We start from the raw sequence: 12,586 nt of genomic DNA, 5'->3' as shown, positions 1-12,586 counted from the left end.
TTAATGAAAAAACTATTATTACTAATTACACTCTGCTTATTAAGCAATGAAGTGTTGTTTTCCCAATCGGATGATAATGAAAAAGAAAGTGCTTTCCATTTCAGTATATTTCCACCCCTAAGCACCAACGGAGACAAGGCCAAGGAATACACAAACGATGTATCATTCAGCCTTCTGGCAGGAGAATCGCGAAACGAAAAAGCTTTCGCTTTTGCAGGCTTGGCAAATATTATAAAGAATGATGCTAACGGACTACAACTGGCAGGACTTTATAACGGTATCGGCAATAATGGAAAGGGCATTATGTTTGCAGGACTGGTAAATACGGTAGGCAAAGACTACAACGGTCTACAATTTGCAGGATTATTTAATGCAGTGAACAACTTTAAAGGACTACAATTCGGCGGATTAATGAATATGTCTGATAACTTCAAAGGGTTGCAAGCCGGTGGACTGATTAACGCTGCAAATAACGTAAACGGAATACAATTCTCAGGATTGTTAAACGCCGCCAATAATGTAAATGGTGTGCAAGCTGCCGGATTGATTAACACTGCAAACGACGTCAGCGCTCAATTTTCCGGTTTACTGAACCTTGCCGACAATGTCCGGGGATTCCAGATTGCAGGTCTAATGAATGTTGCCGACAACGTAAAAGGTGTTCAGATAGCAGGTTTGGCAAACAAAGCCAACGATGTGAAAGGCTCTCAAATTGCAGGGATATTCAATAAGGCGAAAAGAGTAACGGGTACGCAGGTAGGTATTTTAGTCAACATTGCAGACGAAAGTGATTACCCCGTAGGATTGGTTAACCTGATAAAAAACGGAGAAAAAGGCATTGCTGTCACCTACAACGAAATAGGGAGCACAATGGCAACATTCCGTTCAGGAGGAAGAGTGCTTTATGGTATCGTCGGATTGGGTTACAATCACAAAGCAAAACACGACTCATTCGCATTTGAAGGTGGTTTTGGTGCACACATCAATCTCTTTCCTTGGATGAAAATAAACAACGAAATCAAATTCACCTCTTTCAACGCATTTTCCGATGCTGACGATTATACTTATCAAACCGGTTATTCTCTATTGCCGGCTTTCAGGTTGTCTCCTCATTTTGAAATTTTTGGAGGGCCTAGCATTAACTACATGCAATCGAAAGACATGGACGATAAAAAGATGTTCCCCAGTCATTCGTTATGGAAAAAACATGGAGATTCTAAACTTCAACAACTTTATATCGGTTATCAGGTGGGTGTTCAATATATCTTCTAAAAATAAATTTCTTATGAATATCAAAGCGGCCTGAATATTGACATTCAGGCTGTTCTTATTTTCTCCGTGTTATTCTTTCCAATTCTGATCTATCTGAGATAATTTACGACCATTCCATTTATACATTTCTGTTTTATATCTGTATATTAATTCATAGTCTCCGGTACTCGGATTTGTCCGAGTCTCATCTTCTTCATACTGCCCAATCATTTTCACTACAATATCCTCGAACCGATGCTGTTCTGGAAATACCAAAGTCTCCCAATAACCATAAATACCACTATCCCCAACACTTGTAGTCCTGATCAGATGAACAAGTTCTGTCCCTGTCCACACGAAATAAAAATTGTCAGTAGGAATACCACAAGCCTCACCACCGTATGTAAGTTCTATCACTTGTTCGGCTCCCGACAGTCCTGTTTGAGGAAGAACACGTCCATGAATAGCAGAATGTGCTCCCACTTCAAAATTCTTCTGCGAAACTATTTCGTTGTCTTTTACAGCTTTCACCCCAGCCTCAGCAACAGTGTAATCTTCATCTTTTTTCTTTGTGCCATTCAATCCAAAAACAAACTTCACATTCCCTCTACGCAACTGAGTATACGACAGGTTTTGATCCCAAAGATATCCTTCTTTTGTTTCGCCATCTTTTTCATACCTTATTTTCACCCAATAACCTTGCAGATCATCAATTACACTAGATTCTTTTGCCTGAGCAAAAATCGCAACTTCGTGTCCACAAGGCAATTTGTCTATTCCCTCATAGCCTGTTCCTGCACCTGATCTTACATTTGCGATATTAGAGTATATGTATCGTTTATTTGCTTCTGCGCTATCATTATAGTAGTAAAAACCTGAATTCTGAGCATATATTGATATTGAACTCAACACCAATGTAAGTAGAGATAAAATACGTATTTTCATAAACTGAAATGTGTTAAGTAAATTAATTCGCCAAAATTAATAATTTATATGAATCAATAGTTGAATTTACTATAATAAAAGTGTTGGTTTGTTTTCGATATTGTGTAGGGGCGAATAAACATTCGCCCGCATATATTTTTCTTTTCGGGCGTAAAATTTTACCCTCCTACTTTCGGGCAGAGCAGAACCCTGCCCCCTACTCCACCCGAAAAACGTCGAATTTAGACCAACATTTGTCAAATACTGATTCGCATAATTTATAAGAGACAATATATCAATTAAAGATTTTAATCTGTATTTTTGTTTTACTGAAAACGAAGAACACATGAAAACTTTACTTTACATACTTATATCGAGTATATTTCTGATATCATGCAATTCTGCCAACACAAAGAATGGAGATAGTCCAACCACAGCAGTAACAGAACCACAGCATTCGGATGATGAACAGACAACAAAATATCCAATGCCTGATGATATAGTTTATCTTGGCTTTTCCGACGAAACACTTCTTGACAGTTCTAATATGGAAGATATTTCAGAAAATGAATATGATAAGTATAAAAAAATATACCGCACCAAATTTATTACAGATTCTTCGTATATACACACAAACCCAACCAAAGATTCTATCGCCATTAAAGTAATGGGAAAACAAGTCGTATATCCAACTTTTGACATCATGACCAACACGGATAAATACCCCAAATGGTGGGTTCAGTACAAAGGCTATATTCCCGATTTACGGTTATACATCTTAGAAGATTGGGGATCGGGCGAAATGCTGATAGGAGCTTCAACATGGGTAGATAGTCTCACCAATATTCATTACCTAATGGATTCCGGCACAGATGGGCCTGTTTCTCCACCCATAGTATCGCCTGATAATAAATTTCTGGTCTTTTTCACAACATACGAATATAGTGATAATATACCATCCGTTTTCATAATTAAAATCAATAATGAAAACGGGATATATTCTTATGCAAACTATTCATCATTGAAACTGAATAACAGTGCTGACGACAATAATGAAAAGAGCTGTTCCGAAGTTATTTGGGCTGATGATAAAACTTTCCTTCTTAAAATAGAAACCAATGACAACAATTTTTGTTATAAGAGAGTAACAATAAAAGAAGAAAAATGAAGCTAACATATGTTTTTCACAGTTGTTTTGTGATCGAGACAGATAATATTTCCATCATTATAGATTATTACAAAGATGCACCCAACAACACTGAGGGAGTAACCCATCAGGAGTTGGCTAAAAATGAAAAACATATTTACGTATTATCCACACACTCACATGCCGACCATTTTAATCCTGAAATTTTAGGATGGAAAGAAAAATATCCAAACATTAAATACATTTTCTCTAGCGACATTCTACATGAAAGGCTGGCAAAACAGAATGATGCCGTTTACATGAATAAATTGGATATATACGAAGATGATACACTCAAAGTAAAAGCATTTGGCTCAACCGATATAGGCATCTCTTTTCTGATTGAGGTCGAAGGTAAAAAAATATTCCATGCCGGCGACCTTAACAACTGGCATTGGAAAGACGAATCTACTCCTGAGGAAATTTCGGAGGCTGAAAAATATTATCTGGATGAATTAAGCCTGCTGGCACAATCGGCAAATCACCTTGATTTAGCTATGTTTCCTGTCGATTCCCGTTTGGGTAGCGATTATATGCTGGGTGCAAAGCAGTTTCTTGACAAGATAGAGGCTGACGTATTCGCCCCCATGCACTTTGGACTTGAATATGATAAAGCAAACGCATTTGAAAGTTATGCTGAAAAGAAAAACTCACGCTTCTTTGCCATCAAGCAGAAAGGGCAGAGCATTGATTTTTAGATTGTTTATTTAAATAGGAAGTAAAACAGCTCCTCCTTTGGGCGAAGAATGAAAGAAGAAGATGCAGGAAGTGTAGGAGCCAAATCATACGACGCGCTATTATTTCATCATTTTTTCAGGTCTGAATATAGAGATGATCAAGTATATAGATGCAATCGTCAAAATAGAAAATCCAAGCACTTCCAATCCTTTTATCTTTAAAGTTTCTTTGAGTATAAGACACAGAATACTGATCGTATATGCCAGCATAACCCTACGCATAAATCTAAATATCTTTTCTTTATCGTATTTTTCCTTTTCTTCATCTTTCATAGTGTTATAACCTGCAACAAGAGATTCTCCTTTGTTGAGGTAAAAAACTATTGTTATGGCTAATAATACAACAAACAATACGATATAAACAGGTAAAACAGAATTCATTTTCCAAAAGTTAATTTCTATGTATTCATTTCTCTTCTGTAAAAATACTATTTTAGATGAGAGATTATATACATATTGAAGTTTTATTTTTGTATTTTTGTTTACTCATTTAACGCTTTAAAAACACAATGATTACGCAATATTCATCTTTCTGAAGAACAGGGAAAACCTAAGGTTGGCAAGAAATGAAACAGGCATTGGATATGGCCTCGCAGGTCCATTTATTATTGCAATAATGGAAGAAATATTGTATCATTGCAATTCATCAAAAATAAAGGTATCAAGATTATGGAAATAAAAGCAAAATTCGATCATTTCAACATCAATGTCTCCAATCTGGACAAAAGTATAGAGTTCTACAACAAGGCATTAGGATTGAAAGAAGCCCGCAGGAAAGAAGCGGGAGACGGCTCGTTCATTCTGGTATATCTTTCGGACGGAGTTTCTCCTTTCTCGCTCGAACTGACATGGTTGCGCGATCATAAAGAGCCTTACGAACTGGGCGAAAACGAAAGTCACCTGTGTTTTCGTGTTGCAGGAGATTACGACGAAGTGCGCAAGTACCACAAAGAAATGAATTGTGTTTGCTTCGAGAATCACAGTATGGGCTTGTATTTCATCAACGATCCGGATGATTACTGGATTGAAGTATTACCTGCCAAGTAATGCAAGATTTTACAAATATAGTCGATTCACTTTTCACGGTAGTTATCGCTTTCATTGTTATCTTTGTGTGTATACTTATGGACGTTTCAGACTATAAGCAATGTAAATATGGGTATGGAAAGAAAAGAGATCGTGCTCAATTGAGACTTGCTCATGAGGGGACGAAGGTAATCTTCCTTTTGTTATTCTTATTTTTATCAAGATGCGTATCGTAAAACTTCCGTCGCATAAACTTTTAAACTTTCTATATTCGTTGTCGATGGAAGACCTTTATTTGTAATCTTCAGGTGTTAAATATACAGTCGCAATAGGGTTGTTTGATTGGTCATGATATACATACGATAATGTTACACCAAATTTTTTAAATTTCTTAAAATCCGATTGCTTTTTTAGTGACTTTAAAAGCTAGGGCCGTTTCCTACATCCATAGGTAAATTTCACATTATCTGGCATTTATATTCTTTCTGATTGGCGGAAAAATAATGAACCATAACGATAACCTTTATGGAGTTTGTATAAATTACACAAAGGAAAACCTCTAAAATGGCACCTTGATGCGTTATACATACCATATAAGTGTAATGTGGTTATAATCAATAATATATCCTTGTTTTTTATGGATCCTTTGTATTTTTACTTTTGGTTGGGATTTTAGGTTAATGTGGGTTGGCAAACGTAAGTATGTGGATAAAATACGTAAACGAAAGATGAGTGAAGGAAATAAAATTACGGTTGAATCGCTGAAAATAATTATTCGATAGAATATCTAATGTATTCGTAATTATATTTAAACAAATAATGTGTTCAACCTGTTTATATTGAAACCGTCTAGACTTTTTCGTTTTATTCAATTTTGTCATCCTGAGAGTATCGAAGGATCTGTTTTTTAGATGTTTCACTACGTTCAACATGACAAAAACTCAAAAATTAAGTATAATTTAAAAAGTCTAGATGACTTCATTGTTAATTTTACAGTCAATGTTATTATTGCTACTTTTGAAGTTCTCTTTTTATGTGATAAACTTATGATCGAACAATATCTGATACAAATAATAGTCACAGGAATACTATTCTTGATGATGCCCTCTATGAAATTTGTTGCACGCAAACTGATAAGAAAATATGCACGAATAAATAAAAGGTTGGAATCGAGAACAAACCAGATAATCCACATCATACAAATCTTGATCAACCTGACTTGTGTCATAGCGATAATCATTATCTGGGGTGTCGATCCGAAAAATATTTTCTTGGCACTGTCGTCCATTTTTGCGATCATTGGTGTGGCAATGTTTGCCCAATGGTCGATGCTTAGCAATATAACCGCCGGATTGATAATATTTTTCACCTCCCCATTCCGAATTGGCGACCGTATACGTATTCATGACAACGATACTCCCGAAGATGCCGAGATAACCGATATCAGGACTTTTCATACTTACCTGAGAACCGACGAGGGCGAGTCGGTTATATACCCTAATTCGTTGTTCTTGCAGAAAGCTGTTTCGGTGGGCGAACCATTGCGGAGCAAGAAAAAAGGGGAAGACGAAAACTTCGAGTTTAAAGAGTAAGCATCTGGTAAAATTTACTTATATTTGTTCTTTCCAAAAATATAAATAATAGTCGTATATGTCTGTAAATAAAGTAATACTGATAGGAAATGTAGGGAAAGACCCTGACGTGAGATATTTTGATAATGGCAGTGCGGTAGTTAATTTTCCGTTGGCAACAACAGAGAGAGGCTACACCGCAGCTAACGGGACACAGGTTCCGGACCGTACCGAATGGCACAACATTGTGTGTTGGCGTGGCCTGGCTAAGATTGCCGAACAATTTGTGAAGAAAGGGACTCCATTGTATATTGAGGGGAAAATACGTACACGCTCTTATGACGATCAGAATGGGGTGAAAAGATACATGACTGAAATCTATGCCGACAATATGGAACTTCTTGGTCGTAGGGGAGATAATCCGGCGTCGGGCGATTCGGCATCTTTCAGTCAGCCTGCACAGCAGCAATCTCAACCTCAGGCCAACAATAATACGCAACAGCAAGCAACAGAGCCTTTTGGCGGAAGCGACGACGCAGACGATTTGCCATTCTGATTGGATTTTTATCCGACTGATTCAAAAATATAGTAAGGCATCGGTACAATTTTTGTAGAATTGTGTCGGTGTCTTTTTTTGTTTATATATCTTTGTTTTCACTTTACAGTAGAGAATGGAAAATTTACTTCAACAACTAAATAAATCGCAGCGAGATGCCGTTGAATTTTGCGACGGGCCTTCCCTGATTGTAGCAGGGGCAGGTTCGGGAAAAACCCGTGTGCTTACCGTCAAAATAGCTTATATGCTGAAACTTAGGCTGTCTCCTTACAATATTTTAGCTCTCACTTTTACGAATAAAGCGGCACGCGAAATGAGGGCACGCATAGGCGAATTAGTCGGCGAAAATATCGCCCGACGGTTGTGGATGGGAACTTTTCACTCCATTTTTTCCAGAATGTTGAGGGCAGAAGCAGAAAAACTTGGATTTCAATCTACGTTTACCATCTTCGACTCGGCCGACTCGCGCAATCTGGTGAAAACCATCATCAAAGAAATGCAGTTGGACGATAAGGTCTATAAGCCGGCAAGCATACAAGGAATTATCTCGAAAGCAAAAAACTACCTTGTCTCGCCCGATGCTTATGCCAATAGCCGGGAACAGATGGAATACGACCAGAAAGCTCGTATTCCTCATACGAAAGATATTTATAAGGCTTATAATCAGAGATTGAAGGCTTCGAATACGATGGACTTCGACGATCTTTTGTATTATACAAATGTCTTGTTCCGTGATTTTCCGGATGTTCTGGCTTCTTATCAAGAGCGTTTTCAGTTTATTCTGGTGGATGAGTATCAAGACACAAACCGTTCTCAATACAATATTATTAAGAAACTTGCCGATAAGCATCATCGCATAGCCGTTGTGGGTGACGATGCGCAAAGCATCTATTCTTTTCGGGGGGCGAATATTGATAATATTCTTAATTTTGAGAAAGATTATCCCGAAGCACGCATTTTTAAACTTGAGCAAAATTACAGATCGACACAAAATATTGTAAATGCGGCAAATAGTGTTATCAGCCGAAATGTAGACCAAATAAAAAAGACGGTATTTTCAGAGAAAGAAGAAGGCGAGAAAATAGAAGTGACAAGTGCTTTTTCCGATTTTGAAGAAGGGGTGATTGTTGCCAACCGGATAATGGATTTGCGCAGAGATAAACTACAGTCTTATTCCGATTTTGTAATCCTGTACCGAACTAACGCTCAATCCCGTATTTTTGAAGAAGCATTACGGAAAAAAAATATTCCCTATCGTATTTATGGCGGACTTTCGTTCTATCAGCGTAAGGAAATCAAGGATGTGATAGCATACTTCCGAATGGTGGTGAACCCTTATGACGAGGAAGCCTTTAAACGGATAGTGAACTTTCCCGCTCGTGGAATAGGGAAAACAACCGTTGACAAGATTGCCGACGCTGCCCGTCTGCACAATGTCAGTATGTGGAAAGTGATAGGCGATATTTTAGGCTACAATCTGAATGTTAACGCAGGTACGGCTAAAAAACTGACCGGTTTCAAAGAAATCATAGATGCTTTTATTGAGCAGTTGCAGGAACTGTCGGCTTACGAATTGGCAAGCCTGATAGTGAAGCAAAGTGGTATGGCGCAAGAGGCATACACGGATAGGACTCCCGAAGGAATGAGCCGTCAGGAAAACTTACAGGAACTTCTTTCCGGTATTCACGAGTTTTGCGAATCTCGTCAGGAAGAAGGCATTGAAAATATCGGCTTAATGGATTTCTTGTCGGAAGTTTCTTTGCTGACCGATCAGGACACAGACAAGGAATCGGAACAGGAAAAAGTGACGATGATGACCATTCATGCAGCTAAAGGCCTGGAATTTAAGAATGTATTTGTTGTAGGACTGGAGGAAGATTTGTTTCCGTCGGCAATGGCAAAAGCCGAATTCAGAGGATTGGAAGAAGAACGCCGATTGTTTTATGTGGCGTTGACCCGTGCCGAGGAGTTTTGTATGCTTTCTTATGCAAAGAGCCGTTTTCGTAACGGAAAAACCAATCCATGCAATCCGAGTCGTTTTTTACGAGATGTGGATTCCGAATATTTGAACGTAAATGGCGGTGTCTTGGGATCATCCAATATTTTTGCACCGGAAGAAAAACAATACGGATCGTTCTGGGATAAGGTGAAGAAAGACAGGGAAAACAGGGAAGCATCTCAACAAGACTTTCCACCCCGGCAAAATGCTGATACACCTAAGCCGTCTCAACCCTCATCCAATATGGTGAATGTAAGACATGCAAAACCAAAACTATCTGCACAAACATCTGCCGGCGATGTGGCTGTGGGAGCTATCATCAAACATGAGCGGTTTGGTATCGGTAAGGTAACTGCCGTATCGGGCGATCCAGATAGTCGGAAAGCGACAGTAGAATTTGAAAATGCTGGAGTGAAGCAATTGCTGCTCAAATTTGCCCGTTTCGAAATTGTTGGATAACCTATTTTTTCATTCGCAAGATATTGACATCTCCTGCTTTATGCCTCTTTTTACCTCTCGAATCGGTATATTCGATAACGTAGTAGTAAGCACCTGTATTAACGAGTTTTCCTTTGTATTTACCATCCCAACCCTTCGAGGGGTCAGTCCACTCGTACAATTTATTGCCCCAGCTATTGAAGATCGTGCATTTAAATTTGGTGATCGACCTGTATGCCACTTTAAATTCATCGTTCACGCCGGGACTGTCGTCAGGAGTGAAGAAATTGGGGACTTCCAGTTTCGTGTCAGAAATGCTGACATATACCGAGTCGGAATATTTGCAACTCTGATCGCCATATCTGCCAACTGTGAATGCAATAACAAAATCGCCCTCCCTGTCGAACGTGTAAGACATATCTTTGTCGGTATAGCTGACTATCCAGTTGTGCATGTCATTTTTGTTGAACACTTCCCACTTGAACCATTCAACTACCGGCTCATTTGTATGCCCGTAAAAAGAGAATCTGGCGGGGGTAGGATATTGATCTTTATCTCCCGCATCTATGTTTTGTTCACCCGATTCTTCCTCGTGCCACACAGCCTCTATGTGCGCTTCGGTGGCCTGAGCCTGATATAGTTCGGAAGTAAAAGTTTGCTTGTCCATACCCAGATATCCTGCATACTGGTCGCCGGTTATCGTAAAATTGGTGTTTTTCAGAGGCGCTGTAATATTAACTTCGGGTTCTATGGTAATATCCTTGGTTCTAGTTTCTTCCAGAAAAGCAAGATTTGTTTCTTTCCACGATAAATCGGTGTAAGAAATGGTGTATTTCCGCTCTATTTCGGTAGGGATACCTCCGGTCGTGTAGTAAATCAGTTTGTCGGATTTGTCTATCAATAGTTTCAGATATTCGCATTTGTCACCCGATTCTACGGGCGTGATAGAGTTAAATTGGGGTAAATGTTGCGTGTAGTCGATGATCCACAACACTTTTTGCGACATGCCCACTCCCTCGGCCCAATAACCATAGCTATCTTCCAGATTATGAATAGTTATGCTGCCATTGAAGCTGTCTCTTTCTATGTCGGATTCGGGAATTGGGGTTCTTTCCGATTCTTTGTTTTGTTTGTATTTATAAAATCGTGCGCCGGAGTTTATTTCTGTGTAAGTTATCTTTGCTCCATTCAGCGTATTGAAAAAGTAGATCGCCGTAATACCGGTACTGCCTTTCGGAGTCTCCCTGTGCGGAACACCAATTCCACCTGTTGCTTCAAATTGCTGAGCCATAGCACTGTGGCAAAAAAGTGTAACGAAGAATATAAACAGTAAGCGTTTCATTTTATAAATGTAATACGTTTATTTGAAAAAAATAAAAACCCTCTAAAGAATTTAACGTTAGAGGGTTTGTTTTATTTTGTAAGAAATTGTTATTTCCTGTATTCTCTTCTGTTTTTTAGGCAAGAACATTCATTACTTCAAACTTCTTGAAGATGACACCGATCTTTTCAATAGCCATGTCAACCTGTTCTTTCGTGTGTGTTGCCATCAGTGAGAAGCGGATAAGCGTATCTTTAGGTGCAACTGCCGGCGAAACCACCGGATTGACGAATATTCCCTCTTCAAACAAGGCTTTTGTTATCATAAATGTTTTTTCATTGTTGCGGATAAACAGCGGGATAATAGGTGTTGAAGTGTGTCCTATTTCGCATCCCATCTGGCGGAATCCTTCCAATGCGTAGTGTGTATTGTCCCAAAGGTTCTTTACTCTTTCCGGTTCGGCAATCAGTATGTCTAATGCGGCAGAGGCAGCTGCTGTGGCTCCCGGAGTGATGCTGGCACTGAAAATATATGGGCGAGAATTGTGGCGAAGATAGTCTATCGTAGCCTCATCTGCTGCTATAAATCCACCAATAGAAGCCAGCGATTTGCTGAATGTTCCCATAATCAGGTCCATGTCATCGGTCAAGCCATAATGGTCGTGAACACCTTTTCCGTTGTTGTTACGTCCCATAACTCCAAGTCCGTGAGCTTCGTCAATCATCACATTGGCATTGTATTTTTTTGCTAATTTTACCAGCTCAGGAAGGTTGATAACATCGCCCTCCATGCTGAATACGCCATCTACAACAATTAGTTTAACCTTGTCGGCCTCGCATTTTTGAAGTTGTTTTTCGAGCGATTCCATGTCGTTGTGTCTGAATTTCAGTTTGTTCGACAAAGATGCTCTGTTTCCTTCAATGATGGAAGCATGGTCGAGCTCATCCCAAATGATATAGTCTTCACGCCCCGTAATGCAGCCTATAACACCTTGATTTACATTGAATCCGGTAGAATAAACCAAAGCATCTTCTTTTCCTACAAAGTTTGCCAGTTTATTTTCCAGTTCGGTATGAATATCAAGAGTCCCGTTTAAAAAACGAGAGCCTGCCATTCCTGTACCATATTTTTTGGTAGCATTGATGGAGGCTTCTATAACTTTTGGGTGATTAGTTAATCCAAGGTAGGCGTTTGAGCCAAACATCAGGACTTTCTTTCCATTGATTGTAACTTCAGTATCCTGATCACTTTGGATCTCTCTGAAATAAGGATAAATACCTGCCGCGCGAGCATTACGAGCAGCGTCGTATTTAAACATTTTTTCTTTTAATAGATTCATAATAAATATTATAACAAAATCCTTTTATTTTAAGTTATAACTGCATTCTTGCAACACTTTTTATACATATTTGTAATGTTCACAAAAAAGCAGGCTGCAAAAATAGCTATTTTTTTTTATTTTGGACTTCATTTATTCTACTTTTTTTGGAAACAGCTTGTTTGAGTTCTGTAATTAACTCTTGTTTACTTATTTTCTGAAAGTTGTTATTTCTCAGACAGAGGCTGTTTTCGGGTGA

Annotated in this window: 11 protein-coding genes; 7 read left to right on the top strand and 4 right to left on the bottom strand. The window is 38.7% G+C overall.

All coding sequences use genetic code 11. The annotated features are described in order from the left end of the window. The first annotated feature begins 3 nt into the window (after positions 1 to 3). Complete coding sequence (locus tag D0T56_RS07310; RefSeq protein ID WP_163319491.1) at positions 4 to 1,272, top strand: hypothetical protein; 1,269 nt, start codon at positions 4 to 6, stop codon at positions 1,270 to 1,272. A 69-nt stretch (positions 1,273 to 1,341) separates the two neighbouring features. Here the strand turns inward: D0T56_RS07310 and D0T56_RS07305 are convergent, their stop codons facing one another. Beyond that, a complete protein-coding gene (locus tag D0T56_RS07305; RefSeq protein ID WP_163319490.1) occupies positions 1,342 to 2,196 on the bottom strand; it encodes an SH3 domain-containing protein in 855 nt (284 codons plus the stop codon). A gap of 325 nt (positions 2,197 to 2,521) precedes the next feature. Here D0T56_RS07305 and D0T56_RS07300 point away from each other — a divergent pair, with 325 nt between their 5' ends. Next, positions 2,522 to 3,343 (top strand): hypothetical protein, encoded by an 822-nt coding sequence (locus D0T56_RS07300; protein ID WP_163319489.1) that lies wholly within the window; start codon positions 2,522 to 2,524, stop codon positions 3,341 to 3,343. After that, positions 3,340 to 4,059: an MBL fold metallo-hydrolase gene (locus tag D0T56_RS07295; RefSeq protein ID WP_163319488.1), complete on the top strand. Its 720-nt coding sequence runs from the start codon at positions 3,340 to 3,342 to the stop codon at positions 4,057 to 4,059. Before D0T56_RS07300 ends, D0T56_RS07295 begins: the two co-directional genes overlap by 4 nt. Positions 4,060 to 4,158: 99 nt before the next feature. Here D0T56_RS07295 and D0T56_RS07290 read toward each other — a convergent pair whose 3' ends face one another. Next, complete coding sequence (locus D0T56_RS07290) at positions 4,159 to 4,479, bottom strand: DUF3784 domain-containing protein (RefSeq protein ID WP_163319487.1); 321 nt, start codon at positions 4,477 to 4,479, stop codon at positions 4,159 to 4,161. Between the two features lie 288 nt (positions 4,480 to 4,767). On the opposite strand from D0T56_RS07290, the gene D0T56_RS07285 reads away from it, so the two are divergent. The 4 genes from D0T56_RS07285 (at position 4,768) to D0T56_RS07270 (ending at position 9,709) form a co-directional block, all read left to right on the top strand. Next, entirely contained in the window at positions 4,768 to 5,145 is a 378-nt protein-coding gene (locus D0T56_RS07285) for a VOC family protein (protein ID WP_163319486.1), read from the top strand. 1,025 nt (positions 5,146 to 6,170) lie between these two features. Further along, positions 6,171 to 6,716 carry a mechanosensitive ion channel domain-containing protein gene (locus tag D0T56_RS07280; protein WP_163319485.1) on the top strand — a complete coding sequence of 182 codons (546 nt, stop codon included), beginning with the start codon at positions 6,171 to 6,173 and terminating at the stop codon, positions 6,714 to 6,716. Between the two features lie 58 nt (positions 6,717 to 6,774). Next, positions 6,775 to 7,251 carry a single-stranded DNA-binding protein gene (locus tag D0T56_RS07275; protein ID WP_163319484.1) on the top strand — a complete coding sequence of 159 codons (477 nt, stop codon included), beginning with the start codon at positions 6,775 to 6,777 and terminating at the stop codon, positions 7,249 to 7,251. Positions 7,252 to 7,366: 115 nt separating this feature from the next. Continuing rightward, on the top strand, positions 7,367 to 9,709 hold the full coding sequence (locus tag D0T56_RS07270) for an ATP-dependent helicase (protein WP_163319483.1): 2,343 nt from the start codon (positions 7,367 to 7,369) through the stop codon (positions 9,707 to 9,709). 1 nt (position 9,710) lies between these two features. Here the strand turns inward: D0T56_RS07270 and D0T56_RS07265 are convergent, their stop codons facing one another. Together D0T56_RS07265 and D0T56_RS07260 are read right to left on the bottom strand one after the other, a co-directional pair. Continuing rightward, positions 9,711 to 11,030, bottom strand: a complete 1,320-nt coding sequence (locus D0T56_RS07265) for a gliding motility-associated C-terminal domain-containing protein (protein ID WP_163319482.1) — start codon at positions 11,028 to 11,030, stop codon at positions 9,711 to 9,713. 115 nt (positions 11,031 to 11,145) lie between these two features. Beyond that, positions 11,146 to 12,348 carry a pyridoxal phosphate-dependent aminotransferase family protein gene (locus tag D0T56_RS07260; protein ID WP_163319481.1) on the bottom strand — a complete coding sequence of 401 codons (1,203 nt, stop codon included), beginning with the start codon at positions 12,346 to 12,348 and terminating at the stop codon, positions 11,146 to 11,148. Positions 12,349 to 12,586 lie beyond the last annotated feature (238 nt).

The sequence above is a fragment of the Dysgonomonas sp. 520 genome, assembly GCF_010501095.1.
Taxonomy (GTDB): domain Bacteria; phylum Bacteroidota; class Bacteroidia; order Bacteroidales; family Dysgonomonadaceae; genus QVMP01.
The sequence above is the reverse complement of the archived record's forward strand: the minus strand, read 5'-3'. Positions and strand labels throughout refer to the sequence as shown.